Here is a 17,620-nt window from a genome sequence, read left to right on the forward strand (position 1 = left end):
ATTCCAGAATAGGAGTCTCTTCCATGAACAAGCTGCTGATCTCCCTGTCCGCCCTGTCGATTGCTGCCGCTTCCTCCGTGGCGATGGCCCAAGGTACCGGCGTCACCGCCGGTGCGCAAAACGGACTGGGCGCCTCGGTGAACGCGCCAGGTGTAAGCGCGGGCGCCAACGCATCGGGCGGCCTGAGCACGCAAGGTGGCGCCGCCACGACGACCGCGCCGACGGCCGCCGACAGCAAGGCGGACCTCGGCGCCCATGCCGGTGCCGAGGCTGGCACCAAGGCCGAGACCAAGTCGAAGAGCAAGCAGGGCAGCCACGCCAAGGCCAAGAGCAAGAAGGGCGAGTCGAAGGACGGCGTGACGCCGCTCGGCGCCAATGCCGGGGCGGGGGCGGACGCCGGTACCAAGATCCAGTAGTCGATCGCTATCCCAGCGCTCGGTGTCCGGCCGGGGCCGGGGCGGTACCCTCCAGGCCGCCTCACCCCCAGGCCGGGGCGCAGGACGCGGGATGCATGACCAGAACGGGCGCTTCGGCGCCCGTTCTGGCGTTCTGGCGCCTTGACGTACTTGTGTGCCGGGCGCCCGATTTGGCGCAGTGCAGCACGCTTGTGCCGTGGCGCATCATGTCAGCCTGACACTGACATATTTGCTGCGGCGCCGGCACTACAATGCAGAAACCGGCGCGGGCCGTGTTTCTTCAGCCCGGCCGGCCCCTCACCGTGGGAGACACCGATGATCCGCGTCTTGATCGCCGACGATCATGAGATCGTTCGCGCCGGTCTGCGCCAGTTCATTTCAGAGGAACCCGACATCAAGGTGACGGGCGAAGCCGCCAGCGGCGACGAAGTGATGGCGCAGTTGCGCGACAGCGAGTTCGATGTCCTCGTACTCGAYATWTCCATGCCGGACCGGAACGGCATCGACGTACTCAAATTGATCCGGCAGCGCCTGCCCAACCTGCCGGTGCTGATCCTGTCCACCTATCCGGAAGACCAGTACGCGATCAAYCTGATCCGTGCCGGCGCGTCGGGCTACCTGACCAAGGAATCGGCGCCGGACGACCTCGTCAAGGCGATCCGCACGGTGGCCCAGGGCCGCCGCTACGTCAGCCCGACCGTGGCCGACCTGCTGATCGGCGGGTTGGACAAGCCGACCGAGCAACCGGTGCACCAGACCCTCTCCGAGCGAGAGTTCCAGATCTTCTGCAAGCTGTCGCGCGGGCAGTCGGTCTCGGTCATCGCCGACGAGCTGTTCCTGAGCGTGAAGACCGTGAGTACCTATCGCTCGCGCATTTTGGAAAAAATGGGCATGAAGACCAACGCCGACCTGACGTACTACGCCATCAAGAATGGCCTGGTGGAGTAGCGTCCCGTCGTCCCCAGTCAGCAAACAGACCTTTTTCCCCGCCCCCTATCGCACCATGCCGGAGCAAGCCACGGCCTCCTCGACCCGATCGCTGCGTGTCCTCCTGATCGAGGATTCCGCGGTCCTGCGGGGCATGCTGCTGGAATACCTGACGGCTTTCCCGTTCGTCGAATCCGTGGACTGGGCCGATACCGAGGCCATGGCCATCCGGCTGGCCGCGAGCGGRCACTATGACGTGGTGATCGTCGACCTGCAGCTCAAGCAGGGCAACGGCATCAACGTGCTGCGCGAGATGCAGCGCGCCGGGCTCTCCGGCATCCGCATCGTCTACACCAATCATGCGCAGGTCTCGATGTACCGCCGCCAGTGCACGGAGGCCGGGGCCGACTATTTCTTCGACAAGTCGCTGGAACTGGAGCAGGTGTTCCGCGTGATCGAGGAATACGCCACCTCGGCCTGACGGCCGCGGCGCGACTTCGGCCTGACGGCCTACAGCTCGGCTTCCTTCTCTGCTTCCTCCGGCGGCGCCAGCACCGATGTGGTGAGCGGCACCTCGACGCGCACGCTCACGCCCTGGCCCGGCGCGGAATCGATCTGCATCGTCCCGCCCAGCGCCAGCACGCGCTGCTCCATCCCCAGCAGGCCATGGTGGCCGGCCGTGCTGCCGGCGTCGAAGTCTGGCGGCAGCCCCTTGCCATCGTCGCGGATGGTCATGGTGAGATGGTCGTCGGTGCAGGCCAGCGCCACGGACACGTGGCGCGCCTCGGCGTACTTGCTGGCGTTGGTCAGCGATTCCTGCACGATCCGGTATAGCGCGATGGCCGCGCTGTCGCGCAGCGGCGGCAGGGAATCGGGTAGCTCCACGTCGGTTTCCCACTGGTTGCGCGCGCCGCCGTCTTCCACGGACTGGATGATGGCCTCGCGCAGGCCCAGGTTCAGCAGCACGGTGGGGCGCAGGTCCTCGATCAGCTGGCGCTTGATCTGGATGCCCTGGTCCACGTGCAGCATCACGCGGGTCAGCTTGTCGCGGGCCTCGGGGTGGGTCTCCTGCACGCGCATGCGCACCCAGTGCAGGTCGAGCTTGATTGCCGTCAGGATGGCGCCCAGTTCGTCGTGGAGTTCGCGCGCCAGCCGGGTCTTCTCGTCCTCGGTCACGCGCTGCAAGTGGGCCGCCAGCGCGGAAAGCTGCCGCGTGCGCGCGCGCACCTTGCGGTCGAGCCGGGCGCTTTCTTCTTCCAGCTGGATACGGGCCGCCTCGGCCATCGACATCCGGCGCGAATGGCCGAGCCCGACCGTCACCAGCAGCAGGATGTTGATCGCCGTCAGCAGCCCGATGCCGTAGCGCGAGAGCTGGAGGTCATGCTCGGCGGCCTCCAGGTTGTGCGTGACGGTGCCGGACTCGCGCACCTGCAGCTGCTCCAGCCCGCGCCGGGCGGCTTCCATGGTCTGGCGGCCGAAATCGGTGCGGATCAGGTCCATCGCCACGTCCACATCGCGCTTGCCGTAGACCAGCGTCAGGGCCATCTCGTTGAGCTTGCGCGTGACGAACTGGGACGCCTCGCCAAACTGGCGCAGGCCCTCGGCGTCGTTGGCGTAGTGCTGGCGGATGCGCGCCATCAGGGCGTTGATCTGCGGCAGCGCCTTGTAGTACGGCTCCAGGTAGCTGTCCTGGCCGGTCAGCAGGAAGCCGCGCTGGCCCGCCTCGGCATTGACGAGTTCGCCCATCAGCGCGCCCAGGTCGCTTTGCAGCTGCTGGGAGCGGATGGCCTCGGTATAGCCCTCGCGCAGGCGCAGGTTGCCCGTCTCCGAGGCAATCAGGACGGCCAGAGTCAGCACGATGCCGCCGGCGAGCAGCAGGGTATTTCTGAGAAGTAGGGAGTGCTTGGCCATCACGAATACCAGGAAATACCGGTTTGGGCGGACGCGCGGGCGCACGTGCGGCCATGGAATCACATCGACATGGCAGGGTCAATCGTACAGACGGCCCCCGAGTGGCGCACCCGGTGCGGCGCGGTGTGCATTGTAGGACTTGGCTGACACGGGAATCGGTCGGGGGTCGGTGTCTGGCGCCGGGGCATGACCCTACGATGAGGCTATGAGCTTGCGCACCGTGGCGCAAGCCGGGCGCACCGCAGCAACCGGGGTGCGCCCGCTAACCTCGGGAGACTGGCCATGCTGCATTACGCACTCGTTTTCTTCGTTGTCGCGCTGATCGCGGCGATCTTCGGCTTTGGTGGCATTGCCGCCGGTGCCGTCGAAATTGCCAAGATCCTGTTCTTCATCTTCCTGGTCGTGGCGCTTGTCACCTTCGTGATGGGCCTGATCCGCAGAAGGTAAGGGGCACGCACGCGGCACGCGCCCACGCCGGATCGGCCGGCGGGCGCGGTGCTCAGTACCCCGAACCGCAATGAGGAGTCCCTATGCTCACGCAGAACCCCAAAGTCCGGAAGGAAATCAATCACTTGCATGACAGCGCCGATGCTGCCGTGCGCCAGTTGAAACATGCCGCCCGGGATACCCGCGACGCGGCGCGTGACGCCGCCGTACCGGTTTCGGGCGAGGTCAAGGCCCTGATCGCCCAGCTCCAGCAGACCATCGACGTGCTCACGCACGAGGGGTCGGAAGAGGGCCTGGCGGCCGGCCGCCGCCTGCGCATGCGGGCCAACGAGATGGCGGAACGGATTCGCGCCCGGGGGACCGATGGCATGCACTGGGCCCGGGAACACATGGATGAAGCCGTGGATCACGGCCGTGCGCGCGTGGCCGAAAGCCCGCTGAAGGCGGTGGGGATTGCCGCGCTGATCGGCGCCTGTATCGGGTTGCTGCTGGCGGGACGCCGCAGCGACGAGTAACCGAATATCCTGGCCCGGCACGCCGGGCCTGTACCGTTTTACCCCTGCAGCAAAACCCCCTTTCCGGATATATCCCTGATCCGGGACGCCCGGCACCTCGATGGTGGCCGGGCATTTTTTTGCCTGTTTTTTGCCTGTTTCTTGTCGACTACGGCCCGCGGGCCGTCAGACGCCCCACATCACGTTGGCGCCTTCCCGCTCGGACGCGCGCAGCATGTCCAGGAACGGGTAGGCGCGCTGGCCCAGGTGGAGGGGTTCTTCCTCGTCCTCGTCGCGGGCGTCGGAGTGGACAGAGGTATCGGCGGGGTGCACCTTCTTCGCATCCTGCACGGCGGCCTCGAGTTTCTTGATGGCGCGCGGGAGTTCCTCGGACGTGATCACCCCGCGCTCGCCCATGTGCTTGCCGATGATGCCAAGCAGCGTGAGGGCAAGATCCTTCATCATGATCAGGTCCTGCGCCGCGTGGGATTTGAAGGTGATCAGCATGATGTTTCCTTTCACGAGTGACGAAGTTCCGCACRAGCCGCGCGGCACGGTCGCATGATGTCAGCATAGCACCTGATAAAATTCCGCGTTTCCCGATTTCCGGTGCCGGTCACGCGACGCGCGGCGCACTTGCCGCAACGCCTCCGGACCGTTCATCGCTCTCTTTAGCGCCTTCAGGGCAAAGACATCCATGCTGCCTGTTCAGACCTCCAATCTTGCCGCCGCGTTCACTGACGCCGTGCGCGCGCTCGCCCCGGCCGACGCCGCCCTGCCCGCCGTCACCTTCGAGCGCCCCAAGGTGGCCGCCCACGGCGACCTGGCGTGCAATATCGCCATGCAGGTGGCCAAGGCGCTCAAGAGCAATCCGCGCGAACTGGCCCAGAAGATCGTCGCCGCCGTGCAGGCCGACCCCCGTGCCACGGCGATCGTCGCCCAGGCCGAGATTGCCGGCCCCGGCTTCATCAACCTGCGCCTGACCCCCGCCGCCCGCGCCGACGTGCTGCGCGCCGTGCTGGCCGAAGGTGATCGATTCGGCGCCCGGCCGGCCGGCGAGCATGGCCAGGTGCTGGTGGAGTTCGTCTCCGCCAACCCGACCGGGCCGCTCCACGTCGGCCACGGCCGCCAGGCCGCCCTGGGCGACGCGCTGGCCAACCTGCTGGCCTGGAACGGCTGGGCGGTGCACCGCGAGTTCTATTACAACGACGCCGGCGTGCAGATCCAGACGCTGGCCATCTCGGTCCAGGCCCGCGCGCGCGGCCTGAAGCCGGGCGAGGCCGGCTGGCCCGAGTCCGCCTACAACGGCGACTACATCGCCGATATCGCCGCCGACTTCCTGGCCGGCAAGACGGTGGCTGCCAGCGACGGCGAGCCGGTGACCGCCTCGGGCAACATCGACGATATCGACTCGATCCGCAAATTCGCGGTGACCTACCTGCGTAACGAGCAGGATATCGACCTCCAGGCCTTCGGCGTGAAGTTCGACCGCTACTACCTGGAGTCGTCGCTGTACAGCGATGGCCGCGTGGAAGGCGCCGTGCAGTCGCTGGTGGCCAAGGGCAAGACCTACGAGAGCGAAGGCGCGCTGTGGCTGCGCACCACCGACGACGGCGATGACAAGGACCGCGTCATGAAGAAGACGGACGGCACCTACACGTACTTCGTGCCGGATGTGGCGTACCACACCACCAAGTGGGAGCGCGGCTTCGCCAAGGTCATCAACGTGCAGGGCAGCGACCACCACGGCACCATCGCCCGCGTGCGCGCCGGCCTGCAGGGGCTGGACATGGGCATTCCCCAGGGATACCCCGACTACGTGCTCCACAAGATGGTCACGGTGATGAAGAACGGCGAGGAGGTGAAGATCTCCAAGCGCGCCGGCTCGTACGTGACCGTGCGCGACCTGATCGAGTGGAGCAACGGCGGCGACGAGACCATCCGCAGCCTGCTGGACGCCGGCGTGGCGGATTGGCCCGCCCATTTCACGCGCGGCCGCGACGCCGTGCGATTCTTCCTGCTGTCCCGCAAGGCCGACACCGAATTCGTGTTCGATGTGGACCTCGCCCTGAAGCAGAACGACGAAAACCCGGTGTATTACGTGCAGTACGCCCACGCCCGGATCTGCTCGATCTTCGAGGCCTGGGGCGGCGCCGGCTGGGAAGCCCGCCTGCCGGAACTGGCCGGGGCCGACCTGGCCGCCGTGACCGCCGCGGACGTGAGCGCCCAGGCCATCGCCCTGGGCCGCCGTCTGGCCGAGTTCCCGGACATGCTGGCGGCWGCCGCCGGCGAGCTGGCGCCCCATGCGGTGGCGTTCTACCTGCGCGACCTGGCCGGCGACTTCCACGCCTTCTACAACGCGGACCGCGTGCTGGTGGACGACGAGGCGGTCAAGCGCGCCCGGCTGGCGCTGCTGGCGGCCACGCGCCAGGTGCTCAAGAACGGCCTGGCCGTGATTGGCGTCTCGGCGCCGCAACGGATGGACCGCGAGCCCGCCGCCAACTGAGCCGCAACGCCCCTGTGACGGATTCTTGGGCCACTTTTCAGAGTGGTCTCAATCGTGCCTGCCGGGACAGGCCCTATAATCCCCGGCAACACCGAAGAGGACTTCATGCAACAGCAACGCAAGCGCGCCGCGCGCCCAACCCGTACCCATGTCCGGATGCAGCGCGGTGGTACGTTCCTGGGCCTGGTGCTCGGGCTGATCGTCGGCCTGGCCATCGCCGTGGTGGTGGCCCTGTATATCACCAAGTCGCCCGCGCCGTTCCAGCAGAAGGGCGCCAACGGCAATGCCCAGCAGCGCCCGAGCGAGCCCGGCAACGTGGCCACGCCGCTGCCGGCGCCGACGCAACCGCAGCAGCAGGCCGAGGGCCCGAGCGACCCGAACCGGCCGCTGTGGAGCAAGACGCCGGCCAAGCCGGTGGGCCAGCCCGACGGGCAGCCGGCTACCCCGGCGCAGCCGCCGGTGGCGACCACCCGCCCGGCTGACCAGCCCGCCAACGGCGCGGCCAGCGCCGCCAAGCCGGCCGATGCCTCGCGTCCGGCCGAAAAACCCGCCACGCGCCCCGCCGAGAAGCCGGTAGCCGACCCGATCGCCGAGATCGCCCAGGCTGACGCCAACAAGGTGGGTTACCTGCTCCAGGTGGGCGCCTTCCGCTCGCAGGACGACGCGGACCGCCAGAAGGCCAATCTGGCCATGCAGGGCTTYGAAGCCAAGGTCACGGAGCGCGATGTCAACGGCGTGAAGATGTACCGCGTTCGTCTGGGGCCGTTCAACCGTATCGAGGACATGAACCGGGCGCGCGACCGCCTGCAATCGAACGGTTTCGAAGCTTCGGTGATCCGCTTTACAAAGCAGTAACATGGCGGGCGGCGCCGCGGAGGAACCGGGCGCCGCCGCACTTGTCTTACCGGTCGGCTCGCTGCGTGCGGGCCATCCCCCTGATCTCTCTGACCTATCAGAAGGCCCTTCGAAGATGAAGAAAATCGCCGCTTTCCTCGCCACCGTCGCCGCCGTGGGCGGTCTGCTGATGACTGCGCCCGCAGCCATGGCCGCACCGGCCGAGGGCAAGGACTACACGGTGCTGAAGTCGCCCCAGCCGGTACCGGCGGGCAAGATCGAAGTGACCGAGTTCTTCTGGTACGGCTGCCCGCACTGCTACGACTTCGAGCCCGAACTGGAAGCCTGGGTCAGCAAGCAGGGCAAGGACGTGGTGTTCAAGCGCGTGCCGGTAGCCTTCCGCGACGACCTGCTGCCGCACACCAAGATCTTCTATGCGCTGGAGTCGCTGGGCAAGCTGGACGCCCTGCACGGCAAGGTGTTCGAGGCGATCCACAAGGACCGCAAGCGCATGCTGACCACCGACGAAATCGCCGATTTCATGGCCAAGAACGGCATCGACCGCAAGCAGTGGCTCGATACCTACAACTCGTTCACGGTGACCACGAACGCCCAGCGCGCCAACAAGATCGCCGATTCGTACAAGATCGAGGGTGTGCCGACCGTGGTGGTGCAGGGCAAGTACGAGACCTCCCCGAGCATTGCCGGCACCAAGCCGGCTGCCATCCAGGCCATGGATTTCCTGGTCACGGGCGTGCGCGCGAAGAAGCTCTGATCCGCGCGGCATGACCCCGACGGCCCGGTGCGCGAGAAGCGTGCCGGGCCGTTTTGCTTGATCCGGGCCGTTCTCCCTCCGAATTCACTATATTGATCCGATGCGACCCCTGAAAGTCTTCCTTACCGGCGCATCGAGCGGCATCGGCCAGGCGCTGGCGCGCGCCTACGCGGCGCAGGGCGCCGTGCTCGGGCTGGTGGGCCGGCGCGAGGAGGCCCTGCGCGACTTTGCCGCCTCCCTGCCCAACCCCAACGCCGTGCGCATCTATGCGGCCGATGTGCGCGATGCGGACGCCATGCACGCCGCCGCCACCGATTTTCTCGACCATTTCGGCTGCCCCGATGTGGTCATCGCCAACGCGGGAATCTCCGTGGGCACCGTGGCCAGCGAGCGCGAGGACCTGGACGACTTCCGCCTGGTCATGGACACCAACTGGTTCGGCACCCTGACCACCTTCCAGCCTTTCCTGCACCCGATGCGCGAGCGCGCGCCCGGCGTCGGCGGCTGGCGCGGCACGCTGGTCGGTATCGCCAGCGTGGCCGGCGTGCGCGGCCTGCCCGGCGGCGGGGCCTACAGCGCCTCGAAGTCCGCCGTGGTGAAGCTGCTGGAAAGCCTCCGGCTGGAGCAGGCGCGGCACCGCATCCGCGTGGTGACCATCGCGCCCGGCTATATCCGCACGCCGATGACGGCGCACAACCCGTACCGCATGCCGTTCCTGATGGATGCCGACGTCTTCGCGCGCAAGGCCATCCGCCGGATTGCCGCCGGCACGCGCTACAAGGTGATTCCGTGGCAGATGGGGGTGGTGGCGTCGATCCTGCACGTGATGCCGCTGTGGCTCTACGACAAGCTGTTCGCCCGCGCGCCGCGCAAGCCGCGCAAGGCAGACCGCGCCGGTGGGGGAGACGCCTGATGCGGACCGACGCCCTCGGGCAGGCCCACGACCCGGCCAGTGGCGAGGTCCGCATCGCCTCGCTGGTGCCGTCCGTGACCGAGCTGCTGTTCGATCTCGGCCTGGCCGACCAGATGGTGGCCCGCACCGGCTTCTGCATCCATCCCGAACCGGCGGTGCGGGCGGTGGAGAAGGTCGGCGGGACCAAGGACGTCAAGCTGGACAAGCTGCGGGCGCTGGCGCCGACCCACGTGGTGGTCAATATCGACGAGAACCGGCGCGAAACCGTGGACGAGATCCGCACCTTCGTGCCGCACGTGATCGTCACCCACCCGTGCGCGCCCGAGGACAACTTCGCGCTGTACCGGCTGCTCGGTGGCATTTTCAACAAAGTGCAACAGTCGGAGGGGCTGGCGCAGGCGCTCCAGGCCGAACTCGACGCGATCCGCGCCCGTCGCTGGCCGGCGCGCACCGTGCTGTACGCGATCTGGCAGGACCCGTGGATGACGGTGTCGCGCGCCACCTATATCAGCAGGATGCTGGCGCTGGTGAATTGGGCCACCTGGCCCGMTGACGGCGCGGACCTCGCGGCCTGCGTCGATGGGGATTGCAGCCGGCCGAATGCGCCCGGCGAGCGCTATCCCACCTTCCGCTGGAGCGACGCGCTGGTGCGCGARCTGGACGCCGTGCTGCTGTCGACCGAGCCRTACCGCTTCACCGAGGACCATGCCGATGCGCTCGARCGCCAGATCGGCAGGCCGGTGATGCTGGTCGATGGCGAGATGCTGTCCTGGTACGGCAGCCGCGCCGTGGCCGGCGTGCGCTACCTCAGGACGCTTGCCGAGTCGTTCTGACTCGTCCTAATCCGTTCTGATCCTCAGACCGTCCGGAAGCGGATGATCCCGTCATCGCCGCATTCGCGCACAAGTTGCCCGCGATGCCAGAGCGCGTGCAGGTGCGCCAGCGCCTCGCCCATCGCGAAGGTCAGCTGGTGGATGTCGAACTGGCGCCGGAAGATCACGCCGACGATGTCGTGCGCATGGCACGGCTTCTCGGCGCAGGCGGCCAGCGTCTCGGCCAGCCGGTCCACATGGTGCTCCTGCAACTGGCGGATGCGGGTATGCAGGTTGCGGAACGGGCGGCCGTGCGACGGCAGGATCAGTACGTCAGCCGGCAGGTCTTCGTACTTGTTCAATGAGTCGAGGTAGAGCTGGAGCGGATTGGCCTCCGGCTCCATGTCGAACACGCTGACATTGGTCGAGATGCGCGGCAGCACCATGTCGCCCGAGATCAGTACATTGGTGGCGGCGTTGTAGAGCGCCACGTGCTCCGGGGCRTGGCCGAAGCCGGTGATCACGCGCCAGCCGGCCGTGGCCGGATCGGCGCCGATGGTCACGGTGTCCTCGTCCATCAGGCGGCGGTATTGCGTCGGCACCTCGGGCACCATCGACGGATAGTAGGCTTTGCGGCCGCGCAGTTTTTCGAGGTTGTCCGGGTCGGTCAGGCCGTGGCGGGCGAAGTGGCTCGCCGCGAAGTCACCGCCGGCATTCGAGCCGACGCCGCTGCCGCCGGACATCACGCGCGCGGTCATGTAGTCGCCCAGGCTCATCCACAGCCGCACGTCCCAGTGCTTGCAGAGCCAGTGCGCCAGGCCCACGTGGTCCGGGTGGCAATGGGTCACCAGCACGCGCAGCACGGGCAGGCCGTCCAGCTCGTTGGCGAAGATGGTCTCCCAATGCCCCTTGATGATGTCGTTGGTGATGCCGCAGTCGATGATGGTCCAGCCGTCCTGCCCGTCCAGGCGGTCGCGCAGGAGCCACAGGTTGATGTGGTCGAGCGCGAAGGGCAGCGGCATGCGCAGCCAGTAGACGCCGGGCGCCACTTCCTGGCGCGTGCCGGGCGCCGGCATGGTCTCGTCAAACGGGTAGTGGAGCTGGCTTTCGAGTGCGTTCATGGGGCTTGTCTCGGTCGAATCTGGCGCCTTCGGGTGCAGCGGGGCACCGGGCGCTCTGTGGGGTCATGTTGTCCAGTCATTGTCAGCGGCGGCACTTGACGCTAACGTTAACGTCAATCGTCGCGGCCTGCTCGTCATCTTAGACCAAAACTTGACCGTACAACGAACGACCGTTCACTTTCCTGGGCGCACCATGCCGGCACAGCCATCCTCCGCCACCTACACCATTACCGACCTCGCGCGCGAGTTCGACGTCACCCCGCGCGCGATCCGGTTCTACGAGGATCAGGGCCTGCTCTCGCCTGACCGCGAGGGCCCGGGCGGCCGCAAGCGCGTCTATAACGGACGCGAGCGCACCCGCCTCAAGCTCACGCTGCGCGGCAAAAGGTTAGGGCTCACTCTCAACGAGATTCGCGAAATTCTGGATCTCTACGAGTCGCCACGCGATACCGCGCCGCAGTTGGAGCGTTTCCTGGGCGCCCTGTCGCAGCATCGGGACGTTCTGGAGCGCCAGATGGAAGACCTCCAGGCCCAGCTTGCCGAGATCGACCAGCACGAGCGCCATTGCCGGGCGCTGCTAGCGGCACATGGCGAAGCCCCCAAGACCAGAACCGCCTGATGCCGCACTTTCAGCCATCCGCCTTCGGATGGAATTGACGTTTACGTAAACGTCAATAAAATACGCCCCACAACACCGACACGAACAGACAGGAGACCGACATGACCGAACTGCCAGGCCTGAGATTCGATCTGGGCGAGGACATCGAGATGCTGCGCGCCTCCGTGCGCAGTTGGGCGCAGGCCGAACTGGCGCCGCGCGCGGCCGAGATCGACCGGTCGGACCAGTTCCCGATGGATGCCTGGAAGAAGATGGGCGACCTCGGCGTGCTGGGCATCACCGTGGCCGAGGAGTACGGCGGCGCGAACATGGGCTACCTCGCCCATATGATCGCGATGGAGGAGATCAGCCGCGCGTCGGCGTCGGTCGGGCTGTCCTACGGCGCGCACTCGAATCTGTGCGTGAACCAGATCCACCGCAATGGCTCGGCCGCCCAGAAGGCGAAATACCTGCCCAAGCTGGTGTCGGGGGACTGGATCGGCGCGCTGGCGATGAGCGAGCCGAACGCGGGCTCGGACGTGGTCAGCATGAAGCTGCGGGCCGACAGGGTTGGCGGACCCGGGGGCGACCGCTACGTGCTGAACGGCACCAAGATGTGGATCACCAACGGGCCGGACTGCGACGTGCTGGTGGTCTACGCCAAGACCGAGCCGGACCTCGGCGCGCGCGGCATGACGGCCTTCATCGTCGAGAAAGGCATGAAGGGCTTCTCGGTGGCGCAGAAGCTGGACAAGCTGGGCATGCGCGGCTCCCAYACGGGCGAACTGGTGTTCGAGAACGTGGAAGTGCCGGTGGAGAACATCCTCGGCGCCGAAAATGGCGGCGCCAAGGTGCTGATGAGCGGGCTCGACTACGAGCGCGCGGTGCTGTCCGGCGGCCCGGTCGGCATCATGCAGGCGTGCATGGACGTGGTGACGCCGTACATCCACGACCGCAAGCAGTTCGGCCAGAGCATCGGCGAGTTCCAGCTGATCCAGGGCAAGGTGGCGGACATGTACACCACGCTCCAGGCCGCGCGCAGCTATTTGTATACCGTGGGCAAGAACCTGGACTCGCTGGGCAGCGGCCACGTGCGCCAGGTCCGCAAGGACTGCGCGGCGGTGATCTTGTACACGGCGGAAAAGGCCACGTGGATGGCCGGCGAGTCGGTGCAGATCCTCGGCGGGAACGGCTATATCAACGACTATCCCACCGGCCGGCTGTGGCGCGATGCCAAGCTGTACGAGATTGGCGCGGGCACGTCGGAGATCCGCCGGATGCTGATCGGCCGGGAGCTGTTTGCCGAGACGATGTGATCGAATGTGATCTATCGTCAACCCAGCCGACGCTAGCGAACCCCTTTACAATTCCCTGACCCCTTACCGCAGCCGCCGCCTCGAACATGTCGCACTTCCCCAAGCTGCTCTCGTCGCAGATTGCCTACGATGTGGCGCGGACCATGCTGGACGGCTTCGACAAGCACTACCGGCTGTTCCGCGAGGTCAGCCACGCGGCCAAGCTGCGTTTCGAGGCAGGGGATTGGCACGGGCTGCAGCAACTCCAGCGCGATCGCATCGCGTTCTATAACGAGCGCGTGCGCGAGACCACGGTGATCCTCGAGGACGAGTACGACGCCGCGCGGATCGAGGACGGCATCTGGCAGCAGATCAAGCTGCACTACATCGGCCTGCTGACCAGGCACCACCAGCCAGAACTGGCCGAGACCTTCTTCAACTCGGTCTGCACCCGCATCCTGCACCGCTCGTACTTCAATAACGATTTCATCTTCGTGCGGCCAGCGATCTCGACCGAGTACATCGAGAACGAGGAATCGCCGATGCGGCCCACCTATCGCGCCTACTACCCGGGCAGCCGCGAGGGCATGGCCGCCTGTTTCGAGCGGATGGTGCACAACTACCAGCTGGAGCGGCCGTTCGAGGATCTKGCGCGGGACATCGGCTACGTGGTGCGCGCCTTCGCCGAGCACCTGGGCGAGGCGCGGATTGCGCCGAACTTCCAGATTCATGCGCTATCGTCGCTGTTCTTCCGCAACAAGGCCGCCGTCATCGTCGGCCGGGTGCTGAACGGCGACCAGACCTACCCGCTGGCGATCCCGATCATCCACGGCCCGACCGGCCAGCTCGTGCTGGACACCGTGCTGCTGCGCCCGGAACAGCTGCTGATCCTGTTCTCGTTCTCGCACGCCTATTTCATGGTCGACATGGAGATTCCATCGGCCTACGTGACCTTCCTGCGCGACATCCTGCCGCGCAAGCCGCGCGGGGAGATCTACACCGCGCTGGGGTTGCAGAAGCAGGGCAAGAACCTGTTCTACCGCGACTTCCTCCACCATCTCCAGCATTCGTCGGACAAGTTCGTGGTCGCGCCCGGCATCCGGGGCCTGGTGATGCTGGTGTTCACGCTGCCGTCGTTCCCGTACGTGTTCAAGGTCATCCGCGATGCCTTCGCGCCGCCCAAGGAAACCACGCGCGCGCTGGTGGAGTCGAAGTACCAGCTCGTGAAGCAGCACGACCGGGTCGGGCGCATGGCCGATACGCTCGAGTACTCCGACGTGGCCTTCCCGCTGTCGCGCTTCGACGAATCGCTGGTGCGCGAGCTGGAAGCCCACGCGCCGTCGATGATCGAGTACCAGCGCGGCCGCGACGGCGGGCAGGAGATCGTGGTGCGCCACGTCTATATCGAGCGCCGCATGACGCCGCTCAACCTGTGGCTCCAGGAGGGCACCGACGAGCAGGTCGAGCACGGCATCGTCGAGTACGGCAACGCGGTCAAGGAACTGATCGCCGCCAATATCTTCCCGGGCGACATGCTCTACAAGAACTTCGGCGTCACGCGCCACGGGCGCGTGGTGTTCTACGACTATGACGAGATCGAATACCTGACCGATTGCAACATCCGCCGCGTGCCCGAGCCGCGCAACGAGGAGGAGGAAATGTCTGGCGAGGTGTGGTACACCGTACGTCCGCACGACATCTTTCCGGAAACGTTCCGCACGTTCCTGCTCGGCGACCCACGCGTGCGCGCCGCCTTCCTGCGGCACCACGAGGATTTCTTCGATGCTGCCATGTGGCAGCACCATAAGGACCGGCTGATGGCCGGACACGTCCATGACTTTTTTGCCTATCAGAGTAAAGACCGCTTTATCCACCGCTACGGCCCCGGCGCCGACGACCACCCCACAGATCTTCCAAGGAGGGCGGCATGACTGATGCCATCGCGCAACTGTTCAAGAACAACCGCGACTGGGTGGACCGCGTCAACGCGGAAGACCCCACCTTCTTCACGCGACTGGCCAACCAGCAGGCCCCCGAGTACCTGTGGATCGGCTGTTCCGATTCGCGCGTGCCGGCCAACCAGATCCTCGGACTGGCGCCGGGCGAGGTGTTCGTCCATCGCAATATCGCCAATGTGATCTCGCACAGCGACCTGAACGCGCTGTCCGTGCTCCAGTTCGCCGTGGAGGTGCTCAAGGTGCGTCACATCACCGTGGTGGGCCACTACGGCTGCGGTGGCGTCAAGGTAGCGCTCAAGCGCGAGCGCGTCGGCCTGGCCGACAACTGGCTGCGCCACGTGCAGGATGTGGCCGACAAGCACGCCGCCTACCTCGGCACGGTGCTGCGCGAGGACGATGCCCACACGCGGCTGTGCGAGCTGAACGTGATCGAACAGGTCAACAACGTCTGCCAGACCACGGTGCTCCAGGACGCCTGGGACCGTGGCCAGGCCGTGACAGTGCATGGCTGGGTCTACGGCGTGTCCGATGGCCTGCTGCGCGACCTCGGCATGGCCGCCAGCAGCAATGAGGAATTGCACGAACAACTGGCCGCGGCCTATCGCCAGTACGGCGACCCCCCGCAGGCTTCGATCCGCTGATTTCAAGACAGTACGAACCGGTATTCAGGAGACAACCATGCAAGACCCGATCGTCATCGTATCCGCCGCCCGCACGCCCATGGGCGCGTTCCAGAGCGAGTTGAGCAGCCTGACGGCGCCGCAGCTCGGCGCCGCGGCCATCCGCGCCGCCGTGGAGCGCGCCGGCCTGAAGCCGGAGCAGGTGCAGGAAGTGGTGTTCGGCTGCGTGCTGCCGGCCGGGCAGGGGCAGGCGCCCGCGCGCCAGGCGGCGCTCGGCGCCGGGCTGCCGCTGGACGTGGCCTGTACCACGGTCAACAAGATGTGCGGATCGGGCATGCGCGCGGCGATGACGGTCTTCGACGGCCTGCTGGCCGGWTCGTTCGAGATCGCCATCGCGGGCGGCATGGAAAGCATGACCAACGCGCCGTACCTGATTCCGAAAGGGCGCGGCGGCTACCGCATCGGTCACGGCATGATCTATGACCACATGATGCTSGAYGGCCTGGAAGATGCCTACTCTCGTGACGAAAAAGGCGGGGGCCGCGCGATGGGCACCTTCGGCGAGGACTGCGCCGCCAAGTACGCGTTCACCCGCGCCCAGCAGGACGAATTCGCGATGGAGTCCGTGCGCCGCGCCCAGCAGGCSACCGAGAGCGGCGCCTTCCGCTGGGAAATCACGCCGGTCACGGTGTCGGGCAAGGGCGGCGACACGGTGATCGACACCGATGAAGGCCCGCGCCGCATCAAGGTGGACAAGATCCCGTCGCTGAAGCCGGCCTTCGCCAAGGACGGCACGATCACGGCGGCCTCGTCATCGTCGATCAACGACGGCGCCGCCGCGCTGGTGATGATGCGCGAGTCGACCGCGAAGTCGCTCGGCCTGCAGCCGCTGGCGCGCATGCTCGGCCATACCTCGCACGCGCAGGCGCCGGGCTGGTTCACCACGGCGCCCGTGGAAGCCATCGCCAAGCTCTACCGCAAGCTGGACTGGACCACCGACAGCGTGGACCTRTTCGAGATCAACGAGGCCTTCGCCGTGGTGCCGATGGCGGCCATGCACGACCTCAAGATTCCGCGCGACAAGGTCAACATCCACGGCGGCGCCTGCGCGCTGGGCCATCCGATCGGCGCCTCGGGCGCGCGCATCATGACCACGCTGATCGGCGCGCTGCGCAAGACCGGCGGCAAGCGCGGCGTGGCCAGCCTCTGCATCGGCGGCGGCGAGGCCACGGCGGTCGGCATCGAAATCGTCTGATCCTTCCAACCTCGCCTACCCACACGACAGGAGTCCTCCCATGCCCACAGCCCTCGTCCTTGGCGCCTCGCGCGGTCTCGGTCTCGAGTTTGTCCGCCAGTACCGTGCCGACGGCTGGCGCGTCATCGCCGCCGCCCGCAGCGACGAGGGYGTGGCRGCGCTCAAGGCGCTCGGCGCCGAGGCCCACCAGCTGGACCTGACCGACGCCGGCGCGCTGGCCGGGCTGGGCTGGAAGCTGGATGGCGAGTCGTTYGACGTGGCGATCTACAACGCCGGCGTGATCGGCCCGCGCAGCGAAGGCGCGCAACCGGTCACGCGCGAGGACTTCGACGGCGTGATGCACACCAACGTGCTCGGTCCGATGATGGCCCTGCCGCTGATCCTGCCGTTCGTCGAGACTGGCAACCACGGGCGTGGCGGCGTGCTGGCCGTGCTGTCGTCGCGCATGGGCAGCATCGGCGCGATGGACAGCAACCGCAGCTGGCTCTACCGCGTCAGCAAGGCCGGCGCCAACGCCGCCCTGAAGGCGGTCTCGCTGGACGCGCGCCATGCGATCTGCGTGGCGCTGCATCCCGGCTGGGTGCAGACCGACATGGGCGGCCCCAAGGCCGACCTCACGCCGCAGCAGAGCGTGACCGGCCTGCGCCGCACGCTGGCCGGCCTGACCCAGCGCGACAACGGCAGCTTCCACAACTACGACGGCACCCCGCTCCCCTGGTAAGGGGAGGGAGACAAAGG

At 66.9% G+C, this 17,620-nt stretch carries 19 protein-coding genes; 16 read left to right on the forward strand and 3 right to left on the reverse strand.

Going from position 1 to position 17,620, the window contains the following annotated elements:
* The first annotated feature begins 23 nt into the window (after positions 1-23).
* The 3 genes from AB4Z27_RS06775 to AB4Z27_RS06785 all read left to right on the forward strand — a co-directional run bounded on the left by AB4Z27_RS06775 (position 24) and on the right by AB4Z27_RS06785 (position 1,824).
* Positions 24-416, forward strand: coding sequence for a hypothetical protein (locus AB4Z27_RS06775; protein WP_441591460.1), 393 nt, complete (start codon positions 24-26; stop codon positions 414-416).
* 315 nt (positions 417-731) lie between these two features.
* A complete protein-coding gene (locus AB4Z27_RS06780; protein WP_061956399.1) occupies positions 732-1,364 on the forward strand; it encodes a response regulator in 633 nt (210 codons plus the stop codon).
* Between the two features lie 55 nt (positions 1,365-1,419).
* Positions 1,420-1,824 (forward strand): response regulator, encoded by a 405-nt coding sequence (locus tag AB4Z27_RS06785; protein WP_092291305.1) that lies wholly within the window; start codon positions 1,420-1,422, stop codon positions 1,822-1,824.
* A 29-nt stretch (positions 1,825-1,853) separates the two neighbouring features.
* Here the strand turns inward: AB4Z27_RS06785 and AB4Z27_RS06790 are convergent, their stop codons facing one another.
* Positions 1,854-3,254 (reverse strand): CHASE3 domain-containing protein, encoded by a 1,401-nt coding sequence (locus AB4Z27_RS06790; protein ID WP_092292089.1) that lies wholly within the window; start codon positions 3,252-3,254, stop codon positions 1,854-1,856.
* Between the two features lie 282 nt (positions 3,255-3,536).
* On the opposite strand from AB4Z27_RS06790, the gene AB4Z27_RS06795 reads away from it, so the two are divergent.
* Both AB4Z27_RS06795 and AB4Z27_RS06800 read left to right on the forward strand, forming a co-directional pair.
* Positions 3,537-3,701 (forward strand): DUF1328 domain-containing protein, encoded by a 165-nt coding sequence (locus tag AB4Z27_RS06795; protein ID WP_092291307.1) that lies wholly within the window; start codon positions 3,537-3,539, stop codon positions 3,699-3,701.
* Between the two features lie 83 nt (positions 3,702-3,784).
* A complete protein-coding gene (locus tag AB4Z27_RS06800) occupies positions 3,785-4,216 on the forward strand; it encodes a DUF883 family protein (RefSeq protein WP_092291309.1) in 432 nt (143 codons plus the stop codon).
* A gap of 165 nt (positions 4,217-4,381) precedes the next feature.
* Here AB4Z27_RS06800 and AB4Z27_RS06805 read toward each other — a convergent pair whose 3' ends face one another.
* Positions 4,382-4,702: a DUF1840 domain-containing protein gene (locus tag AB4Z27_RS06805; protein WP_092291311.1), complete on the reverse strand. Its 321-nt coding sequence runs from the start codon at positions 4,700-4,702 to the stop codon at positions 4,382-4,384.
* A gap of 190 nt (positions 4,703-4,892) precedes the next feature.
* Here AB4Z27_RS06805 and argS point away from each other — a divergent pair, with 190 nt between their 5' ends.
* The 5 genes from argS to AB4Z27_RS06830 all read left to right on the forward strand — a co-directional run bounded on the left by argS (position 4,893) and on the right by AB4Z27_RS06830 (position 10,056).
* Complete coding sequence (argS, locus tag AB4Z27_RS06810; protein WP_441591456.1) at positions 4,893-6,701, forward strand: arginine--tRNA ligase; 1,809 nt, start codon at positions 4,893-4,895, stop codon at positions 6,699-6,701.
* 105 nt (positions 6,702-6,806) lie between these two features.
* A complete protein-coding gene (locus AB4Z27_RS06815; protein ID WP_092291315.1) occupies positions 6,807-7,556 on the forward strand; it encodes an SPOR domain-containing protein in 750 nt (249 codons plus the stop codon).
* Between the two features lie 115 nt (positions 7,557-7,671).
* On the forward strand, positions 7,672-8,310 hold the full coding sequence (locus tag AB4Z27_RS06820; RefSeq protein WP_092291317.1) for a thiol:disulfide interchange protein DsbA/DsbL: 639 nt from the start codon (positions 7,672-7,674) through the stop codon (positions 8,308-8,310).
* Between the two features lie 100 nt (positions 8,311-8,410).
* On the forward strand, positions 8,411-9,223 hold the full coding sequence (locus tag AB4Z27_RS06825) for an SDR family oxidoreductase (RefSeq protein ID WP_092291319.1): 813 nt from the start codon (positions 8,411-8,413) through the stop codon (positions 9,221-9,223).
* On the forward strand, positions 9,223-10,056 hold the full coding sequence (locus tag AB4Z27_RS06830; protein WP_441644127.1) for a helical backbone metal receptor: 834 nt from the start codon (positions 9,223-9,225) through the stop codon (positions 10,054-10,056). Before AB4Z27_RS06825 ends, AB4Z27_RS06830 begins: the two co-directional genes overlap by 1 nt.
* Before the next feature lie 23 nt (positions 10,057-10,079).
* Here AB4Z27_RS06830 and AB4Z27_RS06835 read toward each other — a convergent pair whose 3' ends face one another.
* Positions 10,080-11,156: an MBL fold metallo-hydrolase gene (locus AB4Z27_RS06835; protein ID WP_441591453.1), complete on the reverse strand. Its 1,077-nt coding sequence runs from the start codon at positions 11,154-11,156 to the stop codon at positions 10,080-10,082.
* Between the two features lie 193 nt (positions 11,157-11,349).
* On the opposite strand from AB4Z27_RS06835, the gene AB4Z27_RS06840 reads away from it, so the two are divergent.
* From AB4Z27_RS06840 to AB4Z27_RS06865, 6 genes are all read left to right on the forward strand, one after another.
* Positions 11,350-11,775 (forward strand): MerR family transcriptional regulator, encoded by a 426-nt coding sequence (locus tag AB4Z27_RS06840; RefSeq protein WP_092292091.1) that lies wholly within the window; start codon positions 11,350-11,352, stop codon positions 11,773-11,775.
* Between the two features lie 101 nt (positions 11,776-11,876).
* Positions 11,877-13,070 carry an isovaleryl-CoA dehydrogenase gene (locus AB4Z27_RS06845; protein ID WP_441591451.1) on the forward strand — a complete coding sequence of 398 codons (1,194 nt, stop codon included), beginning with the start codon at positions 11,877-11,879 and terminating at the stop codon, positions 13,068-13,070.
* An 86-nt stretch (positions 13,071-13,156) separates the two neighbouring features.
* A complete protein-coding gene (gene aceK, locus AB4Z27_RS06850) occupies positions 13,157-14,980 on the forward strand; it encodes a bifunctional isocitrate dehydrogenase kinase/phosphatase (protein ID WP_092291327.1) in 1,824 nt (607 codons plus the stop codon).
* The gene (can, locus tag AB4Z27_RS06855; protein WP_092291329.1) at positions 14,977-15,648 is read left to right on the forward strand and encodes a carbonate dehydratase; all 672 of its coding nucleotides are present in this window, start codon (positions 14,977-14,979) and stop codon (positions 15,646-15,648) included. The genes aceK and can overlap by 4 nt, the downstream gene beginning before the upstream one ends.
* 37 nt (positions 15,649-15,685) lie before the next feature.
* Complete coding sequence (locus AB4Z27_RS06860) at positions 15,686-16,882, forward strand: acetyl-CoA C-acetyltransferase (RefSeq protein ID WP_092291331.1); 1,197 nt, start codon at positions 15,686-15,688, stop codon at positions 16,880-16,882.
* Positions 16,883-16,922: 40 nt separating this feature from the next.
* Entirely contained in the window at positions 16,923-17,603 is a 681-nt protein-coding gene (locus AB4Z27_RS06865) for an SDR family oxidoreductase (protein ID WP_092291333.1), read from the forward strand.
* Positions 17,604-17,620 lie beyond the last annotated feature (17 nt).

This window comes from Cupriavidus sp. KB_39, from assembly GCF_052114485.1.
GTDB lineage: Bacteria > Pseudomonadota > Gammaproteobacteria > Burkholderiales > Burkholderiaceae > Cupriavidus.